General features: G+C 60.5%; 24 protein-coding genes and 1 pseudogene. 10 read left to right on the top strand and 15 right to left on the bottom strand.

Annotated elements, in window-relative coordinates; translation table 11 throughout:
* The first annotated feature begins 114 nt into the window (after positions 1 to 114).
* The 5 genes from virB5 (at position 115) to JL37_RS29800 (ending at position 3,494) form a co-directional block, all read left to right on the top strand.
* Positions 115 to 840, top strand: coding sequence for a P-type DNA transfer protein VirB5 (gene virB5 / locus JL37_RS21150; RefSeq protein WP_043546541.1), 726 nt, complete (start codon positions 115 to 117; stop codon positions 838 to 840).
* A 10-nt stretch (positions 841 to 850) separates the two neighbouring features.
* Complete coding sequence (locus JL37_RS21155; protein ID WP_043546543.1) at positions 851 to 1,297, top strand: hypothetical protein; 447 nt, start codon at positions 851 to 853, stop codon at positions 1,295 to 1,297.
* Positions 1,294 to 1,554, top strand: coding sequence for an EexN family lipoprotein (locus tag JL37_RS21160; protein WP_043546544.1), 261 nt, complete (start codon positions 1,294 to 1,296; stop codon positions 1,552 to 1,554). The genes JL37_RS21155 and JL37_RS21160 overlap by 4 nt, the downstream gene beginning before the upstream one ends.
* Before the next feature lies 1 nt (position 1,555).
* Positions 1,556 to 2,608: a type IV secretion system protein gene (locus tag JL37_RS21165; protein ID WP_043546545.1), complete on the top strand. Its 1,053-nt coding sequence runs from the start codon at positions 1,556 to 1,558 to the stop codon at positions 2,606 to 2,608.
* A 652-nt stretch (positions 2,609 to 3,260) separates the two neighbouring features.
* Positions 3,261 to 3,494, top strand: coding sequence for an antitoxin VbhA family protein (locus tag JL37_RS29800; protein WP_052097482.1), 234 nt, complete (start codon positions 3,261 to 3,263; stop codon positions 3,492 to 3,494).
* 112 nt (positions 3,495 to 3,606) lie between these two features.
* Here the strand turns inward: JL37_RS29800 and JL37_RS30570 are convergent, their stop codons facing one another.
* The 10 genes from JL37_RS30570 to JL37_RS21210 form a co-directional block, all read right to left on the bottom strand.
* Positions 3,607 to 4,719, bottom strand: a complete 1,113-nt coding sequence (locus JL37_RS30570; RefSeq protein ID WP_043546546.1) for a DNA adenine methylase — start codon at positions 4,717 to 4,719, stop codon at positions 3,607 to 3,609.
* 5 nt (positions 4,720 to 4,724) lie between these two features.
* Positions 4,725 to 5,732 carry a hypothetical protein gene (locus JL37_RS30575; protein WP_156124354.1) on the bottom strand — a complete coding sequence of 336 codons (1,008 nt, stop codon included), beginning with the start codon at positions 5,730 to 5,732 and terminating at the stop codon, positions 4,725 to 4,727.
* Between the two features lie 283 nt (positions 5,733 to 6,015).
* Entirely contained in the window at positions 6,016 to 7,272 is a 1,257-nt protein-coding gene (locus tag JL37_RS30195) for a hypothetical protein (protein WP_369798585.1), read from the bottom strand.
* Between the two features lie 928 nt (positions 7,273 to 8,200).
* A complete protein-coding gene (locus JL37_RS21180; protein ID WP_052097484.1) occupies positions 8,201 to 9,190 on the bottom strand; it encodes a tripartite tricarboxylate transporter substrate binding protein in 990 nt (329 codons plus the stop codon).
* 314 nt (positions 9,191 to 9,504) lie between these two features.
* Entirely contained in the window at positions 9,505 to 10,434 is a 930-nt protein-coding gene (locus tag JL37_RS21185; protein ID WP_043546548.1) for a dihydrodipicolinate synthase family protein, read from the bottom strand.
* 33 nt (positions 10,435 to 10,467) lie between these two features.
* Positions 10,468 to 12,033, bottom strand: a complete 1,566-nt coding sequence (locus JL37_RS21190; RefSeq protein ID WP_052097486.1) for a UxaA family hydrolase — start codon at positions 12,031 to 12,033, stop codon at positions 10,468 to 10,470.
* Between the two features lie 17 nt (positions 12,034 to 12,050).
* Entirely contained in the window at positions 12,051 to 12,848 is a 798-nt protein-coding gene (locus JL37_RS21195) for a transporter substrate-binding domain-containing protein (protein ID WP_043546549.1), read from the bottom strand.
* A 62-nt stretch (positions 12,849 to 12,910) separates the two neighbouring features.
* Positions 12,911 to 13,639 (bottom strand): amino acid ABC transporter ATP-binding protein, encoded by a 729-nt coding sequence (locus JL37_RS21200; protein ID WP_043546550.1) that lies wholly within the window; start codon positions 13,637 to 13,639, stop codon positions 12,911 to 12,913.
* A gap of 37 nt (positions 13,640 to 13,676) precedes the next feature.
* Positions 13,677 to 14,321, bottom strand: a complete 645-nt coding sequence (locus JL37_RS21205; protein ID WP_043546552.1) for an amino acid ABC transporter permease — start codon at positions 14,319 to 14,321, stop codon at positions 13,677 to 13,679.
* 32 nt (positions 14,322 to 14,353) lie between these two features.
* Complete coding sequence (locus JL37_RS21210; protein WP_043546553.1) at positions 14,354 to 15,037, bottom strand: amino acid ABC transporter permease; 684 nt, start codon at positions 15,035 to 15,037, stop codon at positions 14,354 to 14,356.
* Between the two features lie 169 nt (positions 15,038 to 15,206).
* Between JL37_RS21210 and JL37_RS21215 the strand changes: the two genes are divergently transcribed.
* On the top strand, positions 15,207 to 16,232 hold the full coding sequence (locus JL37_RS21215) for a GntR family transcriptional regulator (RefSeq protein ID WP_043546555.1): 1,026 nt from the start codon (positions 15,207 to 15,209) through the stop codon (positions 16,230 to 16,232).
* A 6-nt stretch (positions 16,233 to 16,238) separates the two neighbouring features.
* Here JL37_RS21215 and JL37_RS21220 read toward each other — a convergent pair whose 3' ends face one another.
* Positions 16,239 to 16,757 (bottom strand): O-acetyl-ADP-ribose deacetylase, encoded by a 519-nt coding sequence (locus JL37_RS21220; RefSeq protein WP_043546557.1) that lies wholly within the window; start codon positions 16,755 to 16,757, stop codon positions 16,239 to 16,241.
* A 110-nt stretch (positions 16,758 to 16,867) separates the two neighbouring features.
* Between JL37_RS21220 and JL37_RS21225 the strand changes: the two genes are divergently transcribed.
* The gene (locus tag JL37_RS21225) at positions 16,868 to 17,305 is read left to right on the top strand and encodes an acetyltransferase (protein WP_043546559.1); all 438 of its coding nucleotides are present in this window, start codon (positions 16,868 to 16,870) and stop codon (positions 17,303 to 17,305) included.
* Positions 17,306 to 17,386: 81 nt separating this feature from the next.
* On the opposite strand, the gene JL37_RS21230 is transcribed toward JL37_RS21225, so the two are convergent.
* Positions 17,387 to 18,175: an aminoglycoside adenylyltransferase family protein gene (locus JL37_RS21230; protein WP_052097488.1), complete on the bottom strand. Its 789-nt coding sequence runs from the start codon at positions 18,173 to 18,175 to the stop codon at positions 17,387 to 17,389.
* Between the two features lie 106 nt (positions 18,176 to 18,281).
* Between JL37_RS21230 and JL37_RS21235 the strand changes: the two genes are divergently transcribed.
* Positions 18,282 to 18,908, top strand: coding sequence for an HAD family hydrolase (locus tag JL37_RS21235; protein ID WP_043546561.1), 627 nt, complete (start codon positions 18,282 to 18,284; stop codon positions 18,906 to 18,908).
* Entirely contained in the window at positions 18,905 to 19,330 is a 426-nt protein-coding gene (locus tag JL37_RS21240; protein WP_231570405.1) for a DUF1294 domain-containing protein, read from the top strand. Before JL37_RS21235 ends, JL37_RS21240 begins: the two co-directional genes overlap by 4 nt.
* Positions 19,331 to 19,444: 114 nt before the next feature.
* Here the strand turns inward: JL37_RS21240 and JL37_RS21245 are convergent, their stop codons facing one another.
* Together JL37_RS21245 and JL37_RS21250 are read right to left on the bottom strand one after the other, a co-directional pair.
* Positions 19,445 to 19,843 carry a cupin domain-containing protein gene (locus JL37_RS21245; RefSeq protein WP_052097489.1) on the bottom strand — a complete coding sequence of 133 codons (399 nt, stop codon included), beginning with the start codon at positions 19,841 to 19,843 and terminating at the stop codon, positions 19,445 to 19,447.
* A gap of 76 nt (positions 19,844 to 19,919) precedes the next feature.
* Positions 19,920 to 20,752, bottom strand: a pseudogene (locus JL37_RS21250) (AraC family transcriptional regulator).
* Positions 20,753 to 20,848: 96 nt separating this feature from the next.
* Between JL37_RS21250 and JL37_RS21255 the strand changes: the two are divergent.
* Positions 20,849 to 21,361: a hypothetical protein gene (locus JL37_RS21255; RefSeq protein WP_197064641.1), complete on the top strand. Its 513-nt coding sequence runs from the start codon at positions 20,849 to 20,851 to the stop codon at positions 21,359 to 21,361.
* A gap of 44 nt (positions 21,362 to 21,405) precedes the next feature.
* On the opposite strand, the gene JL37_RS21260 is transcribed toward JL37_RS21255, so the two are convergent.
* Positions 21,406 to 22,533, bottom strand: a complete 1,128-nt coding sequence (locus JL37_RS21260; RefSeq protein ID WP_043546567.1) for an FUSC family protein — start codon at positions 22,531 to 22,533, stop codon at positions 21,406 to 21,408.
* Between the last annotated feature and the right edge of the window lie 90 nt (positions 22,534 to 22,623).

Raw genomic sequence — 22,623 nt, forward strand, 5'->3', positions numbered from 1 at the left:
GGCCGTTTAGTCGCCCCAAGAACGCTTTGTCGTACTGGGCACGGTCCCTGAACAGACCGACAGACCGGACAGCACGGTCCTACGTTCGCCCTCAACCTCTCAGGAGTGGCGAACATGAAGAAACTATCAGCCTCTTGCATTCTGGCCCTCGGCATTGCCGCGTCGTCGGCCGCCTTCGCACAAATCCCCGTGACAGATGGCGCTTCCATCGCCAAGAGCGTGGAAAACCAGATCGAAACGATGGCGAAGTGGAAGATGCAGTACGACCAGATGGTCAGCCAGATCGACCAGATGAAGCAGCAATACGCTGCGGTCACTGGCGCGCGCGGCATGGGAGAACTGTTCAACAACCCGCAGCTGCGTGACTACCTGCCGCAAGACTGGCAAGACGTCTATGACAGCGTGAAATCAGGCGGCTATGCCGGCCTGAGCGGGCGCGCTGAAGCCATATACCACAACAACAAGGTGTATGACGCATGCACCGGCTTTTCCTCGACAGAGCAGCGCACCAATTGCGAAGCGCAAGCCGTCAAAGGCGCGCAAGACAAAGCCTTTGCGCTCGATGCCTACGACGCGGCGAAAAACCGCCTCAGTCAAATCGACCTGCTGATGCAGCAGATCAACCAAACGCAGGACCCGAAAGCCATTGCCGAACTGCAAGGCCGCATCGCAGCCGAGCAGGCCATGATTCAGAACGAGCAGACCAAGCTACAGATGTACCAGATGGTCGCGGCAGCCGAAGACCGCCTACAGCAGCAACGGCGGAAGGAGATCAACGCAAAGATTGTTGATCAACGGGGCTACCCCATTCTTCAAGTCTTCAACCCGCTTGCACGCTAAGGAGAACATCATGGCTCCGTTCTACGCAATCACACTCGTTCCAGTGGTAACGCTATGCCTTGCCATCTATCGCTTCTGGGCTTGCGCTCGCCGCCTGAGTCCCGAGTATTTCCGAGAGCTTTTGCGGCGTGCGCCGCTGATGAGAACCCTTGATGTCGTGGCTATCGGTATGGCTGCTTTCACTGCCTACTACGCGGCTATGGGCTGGTTTGGATTCACGCTGCCGTTCATTGATGAAGAACCGTTGCCGCCTTGGATGAACATCATCCTGTCTGCCGTCACATCCATTGCGTGCATCGGCATCGTTTGGACAAACGCGCCAAATCGCTTCACACAGCCGACATGGGGCGGCATGCGCGAAAGCGTCGTGCGAACCCTTGTAGCGTTACGCATCATTGAGGCCGCCGAAGTGGCCCACGCACTCGACATCATCAACGCACGTGAGGCACACAAATGAAAAACATCCTCTTCCCTTTCTTCATCGCGCTCGCGCTGGCAGCTTGCGGCGAAAACACCCCCGTTCAAACCGTCGATTGGTACAAGGCGCATGCCCCCGAACGCAACGCGATGATCGCGAAGTGCGAAGCCAGTCCTGGCGAGTTCGCCGAATCCGCCAACTGCATCAACGCCAAGACAGCGGCAAACCATCTGGCTGTCGACAAGCGGGGCTATTTCGACCTGACACCGATCAATCCGCTCAAGGGAGGTCAATAACATGGGATTCGCCTTATTCCAGTGGATAGGCAGCAGCGTCGATGCGATGCTGAACACCTTCGTATCGGAAACCGCTTCAAACGTCATCCTCGGCTTTCAAATGCTGATGCTGACCGGCGTTACGCTGTACATCACCTTGACTGGCTACGCCATCAGCACGGGCGCGGTTGAAGCTCCGTTTCAGACCTTCATCAAACAGTGCATGAAGATCCTCATCATCACGGCATTCTGCATGACGGCTGATTCTTACACCGCCACTGTTGTGTCGGCCATTCAAGGCCTGGAGACGGGTCTCGCCGACATCATGTCCACGTCTAACGCTCAAGCGACAAGCATTTATCAGGTGCTGGATAACTCGGCGGACAAAGGGCTTAACGTGGCTTACGACATGCTAGGCAAAGTCGCAAAGCGCGAGTTCTACGAACTAGGTCATATGTTCTGGGATGCCCTGAATGCTCTCATGATGGCCATTGCAGTGTTTCTTATTCATTTGCCTGCGGCCGCGACCATCATCATGGCAAAGCTCGGTCTCGGAATAATGCTTGGTCTCGGACCACTGTTTATCGCGGCGTTAATGTTTCCGGTCACCGCAAAATGGTTCGATAAATGGTTTGAGCAGGCGCTGGCCTACATCCTTGAAATTGCCATCACAATGGTTGTCGTATCTGTCGGCGTGGCGTTATTTAAGGCGCTATTCGACAGGGTAATAAGCACGACCACGGACAATCCCATCAGTTCGTTTGTGCAGATCATCGTTCTTGCCTTGATCATCTTCTTCGCGCAGAGAAAAACGAGCGGCTTAGGAGCGAGATTGGCTGGTGGCATCGCCTTTGACGCGGTGACATTCAGGAGCATGGCGCAGGGTATTGGCAACGTGGTGAATCCCAAGACGACTCGCCGCGATATGCAGTCGGGCATGATGGTTACTGCTGGCCGAACCAACCACATGATTGCAGGCAACACCATGTGGAACCCAGCCTATCGGCAACACGTCTTGCAGAACATGGGCAAGAACTGGGGACCGGCAACGGGCGGCTCCGTCAACGGTAAGTGATGTGCATGTTGCGTCCGCATCGGCCTCGCCATCAGCGAGGCCTTTTCAATTATGACCGCACATATCTCCGCGCTACGCTTGGGCAACCCCTTCGGTTGCATCCCGCGTCCGTTCTTGCCGGACTGGCCGCGGGGGCAGGCCCAGCGGCTTCGCCTTGTTCCTCCCCCCGGCCGACAGGCTGCATAGCTTCCAGAGGCATCAAGGGTAAAGGCTTCGCCCGGGATCCTCACCCGTTCCCTACGCTGCGCTTCGGGCTGCGGCTTCCGGTCCCGCCCTTGACGCCTCTTCCGGCCAAACGACGTCAGTAGCGGTGCTGTCAAGCGGATGACGGGTCAAGGGGTTGGTGCGGCCCGCAGCCCACAGGGCGAGGACACGGCCCCTTGACGCGGCAGGAGCGCCCCACGCTATGCCGGGGGCAGGAGTTCCGGGCCAAAGGCCCGCAACCCCCTGCTCCCGAGGCTCCCGCCGGCGAGGGTGGAGAGTCCAGAGAGGCAAAGCCTCTTTGGAAACTACGGCCAGTACGCAGCCGATATTGGCGTCCATAGCAGGTAAAACAAGACAATTTCAGCGCACCACCTCTGTGGCTGCGCGTACCTAAACCAAATTACCCATACTTCTTGTAAGATCGAGTTACCTACGGCAAGGAGACACCATGGCTGGCAAGGGTAAATGCAGACAACAGCCCCGCAAAACCATATCGGATACCGAACGCAGCCGCCGGCAATCGGCAGTTAACTATGCGCGGGCCTCCGTCGGTCTAGAAGGTTTCTCGCTCAGTGAAGCAGATGAGGCCCACGCTCAGCGTTTCGTCGATGGTCAGATAAGCCTGCAAGAGTTTGTGCAGCCGCGCGCTGACGCATTAGCGCTCCCAAAGTCTTCGTCATGACGAAGAAATTTAGGATTTGGGGACTAGTGCAGGATAGGCTGTCGCCGGTATTTGTATTGCACAATCATGCTATCGAGATGCGTTTAATCCTGAGGAAGCTCACGGAATCACTCTATCTCGGCTCAAGACACAAGATCATTTCGTCGGCATTCAAGCGTGCGAGTCGAGGACCTTGCCCGCTCAAAGCCGGACCACCCAAGGTACTGAACACACTAGAAACGATTTGAGTTCTCGCCTCAAAAATTTCTGACGCATAGTTTTTGATCATATCTGCGTCAACGCCATTCGAACATTCGTGGTCTGGGAACGTGATGATCGCCGATACTTCTCGCGCGGCTAACGTTACAAGAAGATCCTGTATTGCCAGCTTAGCAGTTGTTTTCTGGCTGTACTTCGAACTAGGGCGCTCATGAAGAGGGGGATAGCGGCCCACGCCAAACACCGGGCTTGTAGCGCCAACGGCAATCGCCTCGAGCACATGATAAAAGCGACTATATTGAACAGCCGAGTAAGGCGGGTCTATAAAAACAAGATCGCCGGGTTGCAATTGAGAAGCTATCTCGTTGGCATCACCCACGTCTGACTTGCCAGACACTCGAGCATGAATAGGAGCAAGCTGAGCAAGAGCTGCTTGCACATCTGCACAAAAATTGCGATGCCAGCTTATCTCCAAATATTTGATCGCGGTGTCAGTGGGTTGAAAAGGTTGTGCAGTGTGGCCGGGAGATGCTGCGCACTTACTAGCAGCCATTACAAGTGCCGCAAGACACACTTCCCGATTCGGCGATTTTGTGGGAACAGTATCCCTAAGCGCCTGAATCCAACATGCTTGGACGGGACTATAGTAGTGCCCGGCATAGGCATGCACTAAACTGGTTTGATCAAACTGGCATGCCCATTTACGAGCCTTTATCACAAAAGCTGCGTTAACGACTGTAGCATCTGGCGCGCAGAATGCTTCAAATTTTGGAGTCGCTCGACGGACCCAGTCATTCCAAAGTCTGACCGGATTAACTGGATTATTTCGTTGCACCACTGCGGCAGCGAGCACCGCACTGTATCGCTGTAGATCGAATGCGAAAGTCGCTATCGGATAGCGTTGCGCTACGTGCCAAGCAACTGATGCAGAGCCTGTGAAGAGATCTACAAAACGCCTGTGCCGCCCCACCATATCCTCTAAAACGTCGCCTAAGCCATTTCCGAGCATTGCTCGCTTCGAACCCATGTATTTCAAAGACTAGTACTCCATGCAAGCATCGCATCTGCTCTGGCCAGCAGGTGAGTATCCGTACTACGTGAAGGCGTAGCAGTCAATTGTGCGGGTAACGGCATTGGGGGAACAGGAAGTTGACTAAGATGTTCGAAATCCATCCATTTGTCTTCAGGTCTCCCACCGTCGGTGGGATCGAAAAGCCCCACATGCTCCAACCAATCCTTAAGCCATTCTTTAGCCGGTGTCGATGGATAGCTAGCAAGCGCACCATTTGGCATAAGTGTTGCTAAGCGGAGCAAGAAGAATGCGCGAGCCACCATATTTGACGGATTCAAATCAGGAGCGAACGCCAGTTGAAAAATTGACGAAGACGACGACTCACCATTAAAGAAAGATTCAAGTGTCATGCGCGGGGTACCTGTTGATTTCTCAAGGTCACCAATCAGACGTTGCAACCAAGCAGTTCTAGCTGCTTCATCCGCCACAACGGTTTCGTCATTTAACTCCGCATGGACCAAATATCTGACAAGCTCCTGCTCGAATCTCAAGCCGAAGCCGGTAGGCTCGGCTAACGCCCACAAGTCACGTACAAATTCAAAGTCAGCAGCTTGCATCGGATGCAGCGCAGTCCTAGCCGTTGGCGTCTCATAACTTGCCTTATTGCGGGCCTCATGTTCCTTACCCATGGACAGATCAAGCGCCCAACGAGTTAACGTAGGGTTCGCGGCGACCCTACCGACAGACGCTTTGAGATCTCCAATCGTGATAGATGGAAGGATCTTTAACTGATCCAGTAATAGCGCCTCAGCTGCAGGGGTCTTAGCCCAAGCCTCCCAAAGCTTCCACACCACGCTGTGCGTTCGCATCGCCCGCCAAGAAGGCACTTTTGATGCTCCGCTACGCTCCAAATAACTGTTGTCTCCGTTACTGATGCGCATGCCGTGGGACGACAGCAGGGATATAGCGGCACGTAGTTCGGCATAGTATGCAAAGTGGACTGCCTGTGCGGGGGCGTTGCCCAGCATTGACGATAGCGCAGCGGACAAAAACCTCCAACCTTCAGTCAAATGCACAAGGGCGTCTACGGCGAGAGACGTTGGGGTTGTATGCGGCTCTGTCGCTAGCAATAGCGGAGCTCCAAAAGTCGACGCTACTCTTTGGAAGCTCGCGTAGCTACTCTGTATTAAACTCGGAGCGCACAAATCGGCGGGGATCGGACTAGGCGGCGCTGTCGCCGTCGCACCCTGTGGCTGCCGATTCTGAGACGGAGTCTGTTTAGCGTGATTACCGCGCTTGCGGCGATGTCGACTACTCATTGCTCCAACCCAAAATAGCAAGAGCGCGAGTAGCAGCATCGCGAACATTAACATCTTTGGACATTGAAGCGGCTGTCAAAGCTGCCTTATTCAGTGCTTTGTAACCACTACTTCCGCGATATTGACCTTGTACAACTTTGTCTTGCTCAGCAATGCCGGGGGCGGCGCTAGTTCTCCAGTCCACCCCATCGACTAATGCGACAGCCACTTCACTGACAAAAGTCGTGAGGCTTCGGTTTGACTCAAGTTGTTCCAGCGCCTTTGCAACGAATTCATCAGCGGGCTCGGATTCTTCCTCAGACCCTTCAATTTCTAGCAATCCGATTCTGTCATACACCAACTGCGCAAGTGCATTGTAGGCAAAGCTGATTGCACGAAAGCCTTGATCAGTCGCCAAAAGGGTATATGGGCCCTCAAACGCGTAGGCCGCCAAATCGTCCCCCGATTTTCCTCCATTCTCGCCTAATAAGCGCTTCCAAGCTGCCTTTGATGATGCAGCGGCTGTGCGCACGGCATTCCAGCAAAGTATGAGGAATGCAGCTTGTTCCGGCCGTCTCCAACGAATAATGTAGCGATTTCCGTTTTTGTCGATCGAGCCGAACAGTCCACCAAGTTTAGTAATATCTTCCGGGTCGGCATCCGCATCATTCCCTTTCGCCCAAGTCCGTACGAACGTCGCCATTAATGATCTAATCGCCGCAGCGTTCGAAACATGCCCATCTACACGCTTGCCGAAAAGCTCAATGCGATCTTTCCAGGGGCTAGATGGGTTTCGCCAAAGGACCTCGACTAACTCTTGAGATCGATGCTCTTGATAAATCTTGATTGACTCGCCTCTTTTGAGCCATTCTTGATCCCGAAGCTCCGGGTACAAATCAAATGCCAAACTTGTATTGATGCGTTTGGGCTCGACGTTAATAACCCAGAACAAATAGGCTTGCCACGTGAGGGGTAAGTTATCGAATATGACGACCGGCACTTCATAATCGTCTGGCAAGGAAATAAGGTCCGTAGCGAGCAAGCGATGCTGCCCGTCGACTATTTCTAGGGGCGGCAATGCCTGGGATGGATCTACATTCGAAGCAGAGAAATTCAGTTCGTAATGTGTTCCATCACCAGAAATGCTGACTATATCGTCAGTTGCGACGGTTCTTTCTTTGCCCTTTCGAGATCGCACCTCGTTGGGTCCAAGGACATTGACAAGAATGCTGGTTGGCAACCAACCCGGGTTCACCAACTCCGTGTGCATGTGTGGGTCTAGCCCAGCTCCAGTCGACAAGGGAAATCCATACTCAAGATAGCGGCCGATCTTCGCCAGCCTGTCCTCATCATGCGTACGTTGATAACCAGCAACTTTGCTGGCTCGCCGATCCTCGACTGTTCGGGGTTGGACGCCGCTGAGGGCTCGGAGCGTTTTCAGTGAAAGCGATCCGACGTAGAAATGCGCTGGTGGCCGGGGGCGATTTCCTCCCCAAGTCGCAATATCCCATGTCTGTAGCCATTGGTTTACCCGAAGCAACGGCTTGCTTATCCTTGTCATTTTTATATCCCTCGGCGCATGTAAGTCTCCGTCCGACCATGATGATTTGGCTTTCAGTGGGAAGCACAGTACTAGAGCGCAATATCAAAGCAACAAGACGGGCAGGACTACCAACACAAACTTAAAGTCACAATTTGTATTGTATAGCTTAAAGAACCACCATTGGCTATTCTATATGGCTCCTCCGGAAAGACGCACATCCCGGCATCCAGGCGACGCACAGAGCCGTAGCCATGGGGCACTAATCGCCGAACCACTTAAGTACTGTACCTAAGTTTCGGTACAGCACAGGTACAGCGACCAGCTTTCACCAATTCAGCTAAGATACGCTAACCTACTGATTTGAAACTGGTTTTACTTATTTCAACCTACGCTAGAATTCGCCCCATTTCCCGGTAGAAACACTGTAACTCACCGACTCAAAATCCCCCGCCGCAAGGCGTGCCGGTTCGATTCCGGCCCCGGGCACCAGAATTCAAAAAGCCGTTGACGTTCGCCGTCAACGGCTTTTTTCTCGACCTTGGCACAGACCACCTAGACGGTCTTCAGTCCTGTACACAGCCTCGCGCGGCCTCATCAGCACGCGTTCACTGATACCCCTTCGCCGCCTCGGCGCAAACCCAAGCGGCAAAATCGGTCAATTAACAGTCACACCCGCTTCGCGCACCACATCGCCCCACAAAGAAATCTCCTTGACGATCTGATCGCGAAAAGCCTGCGGGCTGCCTGGCGCGGCTTCTTCCCCGGTTACCTTGAGACGGTCGGCCATTTCGGGCGTCACGACGGCCGCATTGATCGCGGCGTTGAGCTTGGCCTGCACCTGCGGCGGCACGCCCTTGGGTGCGATGATGCCGTACCACACCGTTACGTCGTACGGCACGCCGGCCTCGCGCACCGTCGGGATATCCGGCGCCGAGGACACGCGCTGCGGCAAGGTCACGGCCAGCACTTTCAGGCGCTTGTCCTCGCGGTAGGGCAGCGTCGAGCCCGCCGTGGTCAGCATCGCATTGACCTGGCCTGAGACAGTGTCCGTCAGAGCTGGTGCGGATCCCTTGTAGGGTATGTGGACCATGGAAATACCGGCCGTCTTCAAGAAGGCTTCCATCGCCAGATGCGATATCCCGCCCGTGCCCGACGAAGCATAGGTCAGCCCGCCCGGTTTCTTCTTGGCCAAGGCCACCAGTTCGCCCAGGGTGTCCACCGGCACGCTGGGATTGACGGACACGAAGAATGGCGCGCGCGCGATCATGCCGATCGGCGTCATGTCTTCCACCGGATCGAACGGCAGCTTGTACAGGCTGGGATTGACGGAATAGCTATTGGAAATCAAGATCAGGGTGTAGCCGTCGGGCGCTGCCCTCAGGCCCTGCTCCACGCCCAGCTTGCCGCCCGCGCCTGGGCGGTTCTCCACCACCACGGGCTGCTTCAGGCCTTCGGACAGCACCTGTCCGAGGAGACGCGCTATCCCGTCATTGCCGCCTCCGGCGGCAAAGGGCACGATCAGCTTGATCGGCTGCGAAGGATAGTCGTCCGCGTGCGCGTTGGGAACCGATGCAGCAAACGCCACGGCAGCCAGCGTCATCCCCAGTACCGCCCTGCCCAGCTTGGCGCCGGATAGCATTGTCATGTTTGTCTCCTCCTTGATCGGCCGCTGTGCGGCGGCCACGCAAAATGGTGAAAGGCGTCAGACTATAAACTTAACGAGTGAAGTTGTAATCCGGCGCCTTTCTTCGGGATCTCCTCGCGTGCGTTGAACGGCGCTTTTGATGTTGTATGCCGTGCTTGGAACGCATGATCCCGAAAATTTTCCACCAGCGTCGCCACCACGGATTTGTGCAGCGATTACTCCGCATGACGGCACAGAAAAGATGCCAGACTACATTTTTAATTACTGGATTCTGTAGCCCGGCACCTTTCCAGAACTGCCCCCGACCGCCCCCGTCATCTCCCCCAGCGCAACACCAGCGGATCCAGCCGGCGGGCGGTCTCCAGCAACCCCTTGCGGGTTTCGGGATGCAGGGACGGCCATGGATGCCGCGGGGCATCGCAGTCGATGACGCCTCCTTCCTTCATCAGCGCTTTGGCCGCCAGAAAGCCGGCCTGCCTGTTTTCGTAGTTGATCAGGGGCAGCCAGGCCTGGTATTGGGCGAAGGCCCGGTCATGGTCGCCGTCGCGGTGGGCTTCGATGATGGGCTTGATGCCGTCGACGAAGCCGCCGCCCGTCATCGAGCCGGTGGCGCCCGCGTCGAGGTCCGCGAGCAGCGTAATGCCCTCTTCGCCATCCCACGGGCCTTCGACGGCGTCACCGCCGAGTTCGATGAGTTCGCGCAGCTTGCCTGCGGCGCCCGCCGTCTCCATCTTGAAGTACGAGACGTGCTCGATCTCCCGGGCCATACGGGCAAGAAATGCCGGCGACATGGGGGTTCCGGCCGCCGGCGCATCCTGGATCATGATGGGGATACCCAATGCGTCGGACAGGCGCGCGTAGAACTCGTGGATCTGGGCCTCGCCCACGCGGAAAGTTGCGCCGTGATAGGGCGGCATCACCATCACCATGGCCGCGCCCATCTCCTGGGCGCGGCGGCTGCGTTCGATGCATAGCCGGGAACTGAAGTGGCTGGTCGTCACGATCACGGGAACGCGCCCGCCGACTGTTTCCAGTACGTGGCGGGTCAGGACTTCGCGCTCGTCGTCGGCCAGCAGGAACTGTTCCGAGTAGTTCGCCAGGACGCACACCCCGTCGGCGCCCGAATCGAGCATGAAGTTGACGCAGCGCCGCTGCCCCTCGAGATCGAGGGAGCCGTCCTCTTTGAAGATCGTCGGAACGACGGGATAGATGCCGCGATGGCGAGGGTTCTTGTGTCGGGCCATGAGGCTCCTCCGTGAGCAATGGAAGTGGGCAGATCAGGTAATGACGCTGATCTGCCAGGGAACGAATTCTTGCTGTCCGTAGCCGTGAAGCTCGCTGCGCGACTGCTTGCCGGAGGCGGTTTCGAGCAAGCGCCGGAACAACACTTCGCCAAGTTCGGCAATGCTGCGCGAGCCGTCCAGCACGCCACCGCAGTCCAGGTCCATATCGTCGGCCTGCCGCTGCCAGAGCGCGGTGTTGGTGGCCAGTTTGAACGAGGGCGCGGGTGCGCAGCCGTAGGCCGAGCCGCGGCCGGTGGTGAAGCAGATGAGATTCGCGCCGCCTGCCACCTGGCCGGTGGCCGACACGGGGTCATAGCCAGGCGTGTCCATGAAGACCAGGCCGCGCGCCCGCACCGGCTCGGCATATTGGTACACCTCCATCAGGTTGGTGGAGCCTGCCTTGGCGATGCCGCCCAGGGACTTCTCCAGCACCGTGGTGAGGCCGCCCGCCTTGTTGCCGGACGAGGGGTTGTTGTCCATCGAGGCGCCGTTGCGGGCGCAGTATTCCTCCCACCAGCGAATGCGCTCGACCAGCTTGCGGCCGATATCGGGAGTTTGTGCGCGCCGGGTCAGCAGATGCTCGGCGCCGTAGATTTCCGGCGTTTCCGACAGGATGGCGGTGCCGCCGTGCCGCACAAGCAGGTCCACGGCCGCGCCCAGCACCGGGTTCGCCGAAATGCCGGAGTAGCCGTCCGAGCCGCCGCATTGCAGGCCGATGCGCAGGTGGCTGGCGGCTACGGATTGCCGCGAGACGGCGTTGGCCTGAGGCAGCATCTCGCGGATGAGTTCGATGCCGCGGGCGATCGTGCGCGTGGTGCCTCCGGTGTCTTGGATGGTGAAGGTATGCAGGTTGGGGCCGTCGCTCAATCCCTGGGTGGCGAGCAGGCCGGGGATCTGGTTGGTCTCGCAGCCCAGGCCGATGATGAGCAGGCTGGCGAAATTGGGATGGGTTGCGTATCCGCCCAGGGTACGCTGAAGCATCTTCAGGCCGTCGCCTGCGGCGTCCATGGCGCAGCCGCTGTGGTGCGTGAGGGCCACGACGCCGTCGACGTTGGGGTAGTCGGCCAGCGCTTGCGGATGAATGTCGCGGCGGAAATGGTCGGCGATGGCGCGAGCGACCGTGGCCGAGCAATTGACGCTGGTCAGGATGCCGATGTAGTTGCGTGTGGCGACCCTGCCGTCGGCCCGGACAATACCCTGGAATGTGGCGGGCTCGGCGGCCATGACAGTGGGACGGGCGTCGGCGCCATGGGCGTAGTCGCGCGCAAAATCTCCGATGGACAGGTTGTGCGTATGCACGTGCTGTCCGGGGCGGATAGGCTGGGTGGCGAAGCCGATGATCTGGCCGTAGCGGCGCACGGCCTCCCCCTGCGCGATGCTGCGGGTCGCCATCTTGTGGCCGGGCGGGATCAGGCCCGCCACGGTCAGGCCTTCGCTGGCCACCGGCGTGCCGGCGATCATCTGGTCCAGCACGACGACCACATCGTCTTGCGGGTGCAGCCGGATCACTCGCGCCGTACCTCTTGATGGCTGCAGGTTTCCCGCATGGTTGCTGAGCATGGGATTCTCCTTGGCGGTCAGCGTTGCATTTCGGCGGGCAAGGGCATGCCGAAGTAACGCTGGTAGATCTCGTTGAACTTGCCGTTCTTCAGGTTGGTCTCGACCCAGCCGTCGAGCCACTCCTTCAGTTCGGGTTCGTTCTTGCGCAGGCCCACGGCGTAGGGATACGACTTCGCGATGAACTTGGGCACGATGTCGCGCGCAGGATTGGCTTTCTTGATGGCCGGCAGCACACTTGGCGCGCCAACCAGGAAGTCCTGCTGGCCGGTGGCGACCGCGGTGTTCGTCGTGGCGTCATCCTCGTAGCGGACGATCTGCGCACCGGGGATGTCTTTCAGGCCCCGGGTGAGTTCCTGGTCGCTGGTGGTTCCGCGCGTGACAGCGATCGTCTTGCCGGCAAGATCGTTGAAGCTGGCGACCGAGGCCGAACCGGGCCCGGCGACAAGTACCGGAACCACCCCATACGGCGCGGAGTACGCAACGACCTTCTTGCGCTCCTCGGTAATGGAGAAGGAGGCCAGCACCACGTCCACCTTGCGGCTCAGCAGGAACGGGACGCGGTTGGGACCGTTGACCGGAACGATCTCCAGCGCGACGCCCAGGTCCTTGGCGAGCAATTGGGCCGCCTCGACGTCGGAGCCCGTCTGGCGCGCTTGCCCATCCAGCATGCCGTATGGCGGCGCGCTGATGTCGACGGCCACGATGATCTTGTTGCGCTGTTTGATCGCTTCCAGGGTATTGGACCGGGCGGCGAAAGGCGCAGCCAGCAGGAGAGACGCCGCAAAAGCGGCGAGGAAACGGGGCAAGGCTTTCATAGGGAGTCTCCCAAGAGTTTTTTGGTGGTGCAATGAGTGGTCCGCGGCCCGCTTCAGGGCGGCTACAGGCCGTTGGCGACGAACTGCTGCAATTCGGCGGTACGCGGTTGGCACAGCATCTGGCCATCGCCCTCCTCCCAGACGACGCCCTGGTGCATGAACAGGATCTGATTGGCGACCGACTTGGCGAAGGCCATTTCATGAGTGACTAGGACCATGGTCATGCCGTCGCTGGCCAGGTCTTCGATAACGCGCAGCACCTCGCCGGTCAGCTCCGGATCCAGCGCCGACGTGACTTCATCGAACAGCATCAGCTTCGGTTGCATCGCCAGCGACCGGGCAATGGCAACGCGTTGCTGCTGTCCGCCGGAAAGCTGCTCCGGGTAGTAATGGGCGCGGTCCTGCAGCCCGACCTTGCCCAGCATCTGCATGGCCAGAGCCTCGGCCTCGGACGCCGCGATTCCCTTGACCTTGCGCGGCGCAAGCGTGATGTTCTGCAGCACCGTCAGATGAGGGAACAGGTTGTAGGCCTGGAAGACGATACCCACCTCCTGGCGCAGCGCCAGCAGGTCGACATTACCCCGCTCCAGGGACCGGCCACAGACCTGCAACTGGCCGCCCTGGATCTCCTCCAGCCCGTTGATGCAGCGCAATGCCGTGGTCTTGCCCGAGCCGCTGCGGCCGATCAGGGCGACCACCTGCCCACGCCCGACCGAGAAGCTGACGCCCTTCAGCACCTGCACATCGCCGAAGGACTTGTTGACCTGCTTGAAGCAAATGATCTCGTCCATGAGACCGGTCTCCTCTGTTTGTTTTTTTGATGTGCGCCTATGCGCGCTTCAGGCGCTTTTCCAATCGGTACGACAGCACCGACAGGGGGTAGCAGATGGCGAAATAGAGAACGGCCGCGATGCTGAACACCGCGAAGGGTTCGAACGTCGAGTTGTTCACCACCCGTGCCGAATAGGTCAGGTCGAAGAAACCGATGACCACTGCATACGAGGAGTTCTTGACGATCTGCACCAGGAAGCCGACCGTGGGCGCGACGGCGATTCGCGCGGCCTGGGGCAGCACGACGTACCACACGCGCTGGAGCGGGCGCAGCGCCAGGCATTCGGCCGCTTCCCATTGGGTCTTCGAGACCGCCTGGATACAAGCCTTCCAGATTTCCGCGAGAAACGCGGCGGAATACGCGGTCATCGCCAGCCCGGCAGCCACCAAGCTCGGCAAGTCGTATCCAGCGATGCTGATGCCGAAGTAGCAAAGGAACATCAGCACGGGCAACGGAATGCCCTGCACCAGTTGGATAAGGCCGCCCGTCATCACCCTCAGCAGGCGCCCGCCACGGCTGCGGGCAAGCGCCAGTGGCAGGCCCACCACCGCCCCGCCCAGAAAGCCCATGGACGAAAGCAGCAAAGTCCAGCCAGCGCCCCGCAGGATGAACTGCAGTTGTTCGAGGGAAATGCCGAGCATCGCCTGCTCCTTGGAGGGAGAAAGAGGAGGATTTACAGAGAGGTGCCGAGACGGCGGCGACGGCTGAAAGCCAGTTGCGCCAGGCCAGCCATCAGCAGGCGCAGCAACCAGGACATGACCAGGTAGACCGCGGCGACCACCAGGTAGATCTCGAAACCGCGAAAGGTCTCCGACTGGACGCCGTAACCGGCGGAGGTCAGTTCCTCTACGGATATCTGCGACATGATCGAGGTCGCCAGCATCATCAGCACGAATTGGCTGGCGAGCGCCGGGTACATGCGTTCCACGGCCTGCGGCAGGATCACCAGGCGCAGGACTTTCCAGCGGCTCATTCCCAGACAGGATGCCGCCTCGATCTGGCCGCGGGGGATTGATTCGATGCCGGCGCGCATGATCTCGGTCGTATAGGCCGAAACGTTGATCGTCAGCGCGATTACCGCGGCCGCGATCGCCGGCACGCGAATCTGCAAGGACGCCAGACCGAAGAACAGCCAGAACGCCTGGATCACCAGGGGCGTATTGCGGATCACATCCACATATGCGGTGACGGCCCGCCGCGCCCAGTTCGGGCCGTGCGTGCGCAGCACCGCCAGAATGGCGCCAAGCGCAAACCCCAGGACGATGGTGGCGAGGGACATGCGCACCGTAGACCAGGCCCCGGCGAGCAGTACATCCCAGTGCGTAGGCAGGAAGCTGAAATCGAAGTCGTAGGCCATGGTGTCGTGACGAAAGGGAATTGCGGCTGTCTCGCGTAAATGAACAATGCCGACAAAAACCAAAGTAAACGAACTTTGCCGGCAACAGCCATTCGCGTTTTCCCTAGCGTCGAACCTGACGGGGACGGACTACCGTACGATGTGAGCAGATACACAATCGTTCGCCACCGTGAAGCAGAATCCGACCGCCGCCTCTCTTGAAACGTCCCCTCCCGGGGCCAATTCCCGGACTCCTCTCTATGCCCGAGTCGCAGACCTGCTGCGCGCCGCCTTGGCCACGGGCACGCTTCCGCAAGGCATCGTCCTGCTTGAAGGACCGCTGGCCGAGCTGCTGGGCGTGACGCGCAGTCCTGTACGCCAGGCGCTGCGCGAACTGGAAGCGGAGGGGCTGGCGAGGCGCTTTGACGGTCGGGGTCTTCTCGCGGGTGGCGACGCCGATAGCAACTCCCCGGTTCGTCTCCCCTTGTCCGCCGACATGCTGGGCCTGGAAGCCGCTTCGGAACCGGTGCGCAAGCCGCAAGGCTGGGAGAACATCTATCACGCCGTCGAGCATGACGTCGTGCATCTGTCGGTATTCGGTTCCTATCGACTCAACGAGGTCGAACTGGCGCGGCACTTTGGGGCAGGCCGAACCGCCGCGCGCGACGTGCTGCTACGGCTGGAGGGCCTGGGGCTGGTAGGCAAGGACGACCGGCAGCGCTGGACCGTGACCCCGCTGGACGAACGCCGCATCCGCAATCTCTATGAGCTGCGCTGGCTGCTGGAGCCCGCAGCGCTGGCGGGCGCCGCCCGCAAGATTCTGCCCAAGGAGCTTGCCGGCATGGCGGAACGGCTGCGCAAAGCCAAGTCCCGGTATCCCAGGCTCACGCGCGCAGCGCTGGACGGCATGGAGCACGACCTCCACGTCGAACTGCTAAGCCACTGCCCCAACGACAGCATTCTCGAAAGCCTGCAGCGAACCCGCTGCATTCTCACGCTCAGCAAGCACGTGCTGGGCGCGGCGGCGCCCATGCCGAATCTCGATCCGTTCATGCAGGAACACCTGGAAATCATCGAGGCGCTGGAACAGGGAAGCCTGACGCAAGCGCAAGAGGCGCTGAGGCTCCACCTGGAAGCGTCGTGCGAGAAGGTGGTCGAGCGGGTTGGCCTGGTACAGCAACGGGTGCCGCCGCCGCGGCTGTCGTACGTCAGCTAATTCGACTCAAGCAACCGACCCATTCAACACCTGCTCATACCGGGCAAGGTCTTCCGCTGAAAAACAACAGAAAACCACCTCCTGAACCGGCGAGTCCCTGGACAGGCTTTCGCGAACGCTCTTGACGGCCACCTCTGCCGCCAATTCGATGGGATAGCCATATATCCCGGTGCTGATACTGGGAAACGCAATCGAAGCAACCGCGTTCTCCTCCGCCAACTCCATGCAACTGCGATAGCAACTGGACAGTAACTCCGGCTCTCCTCTGTCTCCGCCCCTCCATACCGGGCCCACAGTATGGATGACGTATCGAGCAGGAAGCCGGTAGCCCTTGGTCACCTTCGCATCGCCGGTTTTGCAGCCACCCAGCCCCCTGCACTCCTGCAACAGCTCGGGGCCTGCGGCGCGATGTATGGCGCCATCGACTCCGCCTCCGCCTAGCAATGAGGAGTTCGCAGCGTTGACGATGGCTTCCACCTGAAGCTTCGTAATATCCGAATGGATGGCACGCAGGATAGTGAGCATATTCTTTCTCCTCGTCGAAGACCGAATAATCTCGCCAAGCCGCGCAAGGGAACGGCCCCGCGCCAGCGCAGGCTGCGAGAACTGGATTCCATTCGGTATATTATGCGCGGATGATCAAAATCAGACCTTCCCGCCCTGGCGAAGGCGCGCGCGCCGTTGAAATCTGGCGAGCCGCGGTTGACGCCACCCATGACTTCCTAACCCCGCAAGACCGCCAGGCTATCGACGAGATGGTGTGCGGCTTCCTGCCCCAGGTGCCGCTCTGGCTTGCCGTGGATGGCAAAGACTATCCCATGGCCTTCATGCTCATCGACAACGGCCACATGCAGGCGCTGTTCGTCGATCCGGACGGCCGCGGCACCGGAATCGGCGCGGCGCTGGTTCGTCATGGTCTTGCGCTGCATCCCCGGATGACCACCGACGTCAACGAGCAGAATGCCCAGGCCATCGGTTTCTATGAAAAGATGGGTTTCAAGCGCACGGGACGCTCGCCGCTGGACGATCAAGGCAGGCCCTATCCGCTGATCCATCTCGAATACCAAGGCTAGCCAGCGCAATCCAAGCCACCTCCGGGTGGCTCGTTCATTCGAGTCGCGCCTGGGCGACGGTCCGTTACGCTCCGCGGCGCCTCACTCAACATCCCGAGGCAATGCCCTTTCCACCTCCGCGCGCAACTCCCGCGCGACACACGCGGCTTCTTCTCGGCGAGCGGTCCAGTCCTCGTTCCCGCCCTCCAGGTAGGCCGAGCGCGCCGCTTGCATAAGCCGGGCGGCCGGGGCCGGCATAAGCGCGGCGGCCCACGCGGCGGCTTCGTCCTTGGAGACGATTTCTCCGGTGCGGGCTGTGCGCCACATGCGGGCCAGGGTCAGCAGCACGTTGCGCTCGTCTCCTTCCAGGGAGGCCATCAGCGCCGGCAGCGCGTCGGCCATGGCGCGAGAGAGGTCTTGCGCCGGAACGGAGGGAAGAAGGCGCTGCGGGTCGGGGCCGAATAAAGACAACGCCTGTTGCCGCGCCTGCGCCAGCACGATGGTCAATTCCGGATCGGCGACGGGCAAGGGGACGCCGCCCGCTTCGAACTCGGCGCGCAGCCATTCGCCAAAAAGGAATTCGCTGCGCGCGGGGTAAGGCAAGGGGTCGAGATCCCGCAGGCAGAAGACCATGACTTCCAGCGGCCTCAGCGCGCCGGAACGCGCGGGATAGGCGGATATCGTCATCAGTTCGCGGACCAGCGGGCCGCGGGCGGTGCGGGCGAGCGGCCTGTCGACGATGGCCAGCACGTCCACATCGCTTTGCGGCCGCAAGCCGCCGCTCAGGGCGGAACCGTGCAGGTAGCAGGCGACGAGCGTATCGCCCAAATGATGCTGCATGATGGCCAGCGCCTGGCCGGCCTGGATGGGGATTGGGGGTACGGGGTTCATCGGCCCATGGTAGCCGCTCGCTGCATGCCTGCCGTTAGAATCTGATCACGATGCAGCCGGTTCCCATCCTCGAACGCTGCAGCGCGTTTCTGACACAGGAGGCCCAATGGCGATCAAGGCCGTGGCGTTTGACGTATTCGGGACATTGGTCCGCATCGAGCGGCCGGCTCGCCCTTTCCGGAAGCTGGTCCGGCTGCTGAGCCAGGCGGGCCGACCCCGGCAAAGCGACGACGGCGCGCGGGCGATGAGCAGCCCCCTCGACCTGAGGCAGGCGGCCCGCCTGTTCGGAGGCATGGTCGGCGAGAACGAGCTGCGCGCGCTGGAAGCGGACCTGCGCGATGAAATCCAGTCCATCAAGCTCTTCGAGGACGCCGCGCCCACCCTGGCCGCTTTGAAAGACAAGGGCATCAAGGTTGCGCTCTGCTCCAACCTGGCCGCGCCCTACGGGCCGCCCGTGCTGACGTTGCTGCCCGTGCAGCCGGAGTTCTGCGCGTGGTCGTATGAAGCCGGGGCGGTGAAACCGCAGCCGGCGATCTATCAATATTTGTGCGATGGCCTGGCCTGCCAACCCCATGAGGTCCTTATGGTTGGCGACACGCCGGACGCCGACATGGCCGGTCCGCGGGAGTTCGGCATGCATGGCTATCACCTCGACCGGCGCGCGACGCAGGCGCAGGGCAATGGGTCGCTGCAATCGCTGGGCGAGGTCCTGCGCCTGGTCGAGCGGCTTTGAGCAGGCTTCAAGCGGTGCGGAAAACGCCCTCGCGGGGCGCGGGGCGGCGGCATCGCGGGCTGATCTGGCTGGTGCCTGCGTTCATCGCCCTATATGCGTTGACGGCCATGCTGTGGCGGGTGCCGATCGCCGTGGGCTTGGGCTATCTGGCGCTGAGCGTGCTGACCTTTGCGGTCTACGCCGCCGACAAAGCCGCGGCCCGGGCCGATCGGTGGAGGATTTCCGAGAAGACCCTGCATCTGCTAGCGCTGGCCGGAGGCTGGCCCGGCGCCTTGATCGCCCAGGAATGGCTGAGGCACAAGTCCGTCAAGCCGGTTTTCCGGGCGGTGTTCTGGGCGACGGTTGGCGCGAACGTGACGGCGTTCCTGATACTGGGCTCGCCTTATGGCAGGCCGCTGCTGGCGGCGCTGCTGCCGGTCTGAAGCGCCCGGAAGCGCGAAGCGCCGGACGGCCTTTGCGCCGACGCCGCGCTTCGACGAGGCGGCCTTAGCCAACAGATCGAAGGCCGCCTGACGGAAGGGCTTTCCCCCTTCCCTTCAGATCCACACATCGTTCGGAGCCGTCCGCTCCCCGCCCTGGTCGCCGGTATTGACGACCCCTCGCGGTTCGATCAGCAGCATCTGCACTTCCTGCGCCGCGTAGGGCTTGTGTTCCACGCCCTTGGGCACGACGTACATCTCGCCGGGATTGACCAGCACATGGCCGTCCTGGAAATCGATGCGCAGCTGGCCATGCAGCACGATGAAGGTTTCGTCGGTATCGGCATGCGAGTGCATGACGAAATCGCCCGAGATCTTGACGAGCTTGAACTGGTAGTCGTTCATCTCGGCGACGACGCGCGGCTGCCAATGGTCGGTGATCAGGGAGAGCTTCTGCCCGAAGTTGATCGGGTGCTGGGCGCGTTGCGCGGAGGCTGTGGATTGATGGATCGGCATGATCGGTTCCTTGTGCTTGGCGTATGCGCATAGTGTCCCGCGATCCGCCCGCCAGGTCTTGTACGATCGTGCAAGCTCAAGCGGCGCTTGGCCCGCCCTTCAGGGCGCGCAGCCAGCGGCCCGGGGAATGCCCGTAAGCCCGGCGGAAATGCCGGGTCATGTGGCTTTGGTCGGTGAAACCGGCCCACACCGCCGCCCGGGCCAGGGGTTGGCCCGCCGCGGCCAGGCGGCGCACCTGCTCAGCCGCCGCATCGTCAGGTAGCGATAGGGGCTGGTTCCATATAGCACGCGGAAATCGCGCGACAGGCGCCAGCGATCGCGCCCGCTGGCCTGTTCCAGTTCGCTGAGCGTGACGGGATGCTCCAGCCGGTCCAGCAGGCAGGCCCGCGCCAGCTCGGCGGCCCGGTAATCCACGGCCTGCCGCCCGCGACGAACGCCCCCCGCTGTGGCCAGCGCATGCGCGAGCTCGTAGATCGCGTCGTCTTCTTCCAGCGGGTCCGGGCTGTCCAGGGACCGCAGCAAGGCATCGGAGGCCGCGTAGAGGCGCGGGTCCGCCGACAGGCCGCCTGGGATGAAGGGCAGCGGTTTGCCGCCCAGCACGCGCTGGATGAGCGCGGGCTCGATGTAGGCCATGCGGTAGCGGAAGCCCGCGTCCGTTCCCGCATGCCCATCGTGGGGCTCGTCGGGATGCAGCACGATCGTGCCGCCGGGCAGGCTGTGCGCCATGCCGCTGCGGTAGTGGAAGCTCTGCACGCCCGCCAGGGTGCGGCCGATGCCATAGGTATCGTGCCGGTGCATGTCGTAGCCATGCCCGCCGAAGTAGGCCTCGATGCGCTCTACGTTGCGGGTGGAAGACGCGCGCTGCACCCAGTCGTGCTTGCCGGGCAATTCGATATCGGACTTTTCCATACCGCCGGGATAAAGTGTGAGACTACAATTTCGCTCGAAAATTCTAGCCTGATATTTTCCTCAAAGAGTATTGACCACCTCTACAAGGACGCGATGATGCGAAACGATCGCAGCACTATCACCATGTATCCGCTTGTCTGGCATTGGGCAGGAAGAGCGCTGATATATCTGATACTCCTCCTGGTGCCTGCTTTCGCAATTCAATGGCTGGTCGAACAACTGCCCAAGAATGCCCAGTCGACGACCGCGATAGTGGCAAACGTCGTCGCCCTGCCGCTGATCTATATGGCGATCTATCTTGGCCTTCGCAAAATCGGTGCTCGCTCTCAGAAGTTCATTTACTTCGTCATCCTGCTCTTCATCGCACTGGGCTATGCAGAAGGAAAAAGAGCCTTCACCACTGGCCAGTTCCAGAGCTGGGCGGGTTTAGTGATGTCGATTTTCTATGTCGGCGCGTTTTCGTGGATCGCCTTTCGCGGGGCAAAAGCAAACCGGAACGACACCATCGCCGCCTATGACGCTGCGCGAGAGGAACAAATTTCAATCCAGGCTGAAGCCATACTGCGCGCCCAACAACTGCAACAGCAACGGGCGGCCAGTGGGAAATAAGCGTATGAGGCTACGATTTCGTTCGAAAATCGCCGCCTCACGCTTTAATTCACGCGCCTGGGCAACACGGCCCGCATCCAGCGCGAAAGCAGGGGTCGGATGCGCTGGTTGTGCAAGAGCACCGCGCCCAGGGCGCCGATGAACGCGCCGGTCACCGTATCCAGGAATCGCGCTTCGATGACGGCCGCTGGGTAGCCCTGCCCCAGGTGCGGGGCTTCGGCGAGGAAGATCGTCAGGGGCGTGATCAGCACCACCGCGCTGGCATAGTGCCGCACGACCAGTGTTTCGATCCCGAACGACAGCGCCATCATCACGAGGCTCAGGGTCCAGACGTTCAGCGGCAGGCTGAGCAAGGCCCACGCCACGACCAGGCCCACGGCCGTGCCCAGGATGCGGTGCATCTGCCGGCTCCAGGCGGCCCGCAGGCTCGCGCCCTGGATGATCGCGAGGCAGCTGACGGGCACCCAGTAGGGACGCTGCAATTGCAGCAGTTCGGCCACCAGCAGGGAAACGCCTACGAACAGGCCAATGATCACCGAGTCGTAGACGACGAAATCGAAGGTGGGCTTGGGCGGCTGGGTTTCAGGCGGAGGCGGGGCCACACGCGTCATGTGCAGGGAATACGCAAAAGCGACCAGGCAGGCTACCAGCGAGCCCAACGCCACCATGCCCACTCGCAGGGGAACGTCCTCCACGCGGCCCGGCGTGTAGGCCGCGATCGCCGTCGCCATGATGAAGAACAGGCTGCCCGGCGGGCCCAGCCTGTAGCATCGGCAGATCATGTTCACCACCATGGCGATCAGGGTGAGCGCCGCGATCATCACGGCGGGCCAGAACTGCGTCAGCGCGCCCACGGCATAGCACGCAACCATGCCGAAGGAGGCCGCCAGCAGCATCATCATCCGATGCTGCAGCGAAGAATTGGGCAGGCTCAGGAACACCATGCCGCCCAGGCTGGACATCAGCCCGTAGTCCATGCGCCCGAAGTAGGCCCCGACCATCAGGGGCAGGCCGGACGACAGGGCGGCGGCCAGGGGCATTTCCCAGGGCCGGTCGCTGGAATTGACGCGGATCAGGTCCCGCCATACGGCCAGGAGCCGGCTCTTCGCGAAGGCAGACGAATACCACGGATCATTGCTGCCGCCGCTATTCGGGTCGTGGTCTTGTTTCATGGTTCAACCTTGCAGGCAATTTTCGCCTCGCGCCCAGTAAATTCCGATGGGCGAATTTAACGGGAATTCCCTGATATTCCCACCCATGGC

Source organism: Achromobacter sp. RTa, assembly GCF_000757485.1.
GTDB lineage: Bacteria > Pseudomonadota > Gammaproteobacteria > Burkholderiales > Burkholderiaceae_B > Achromobacter.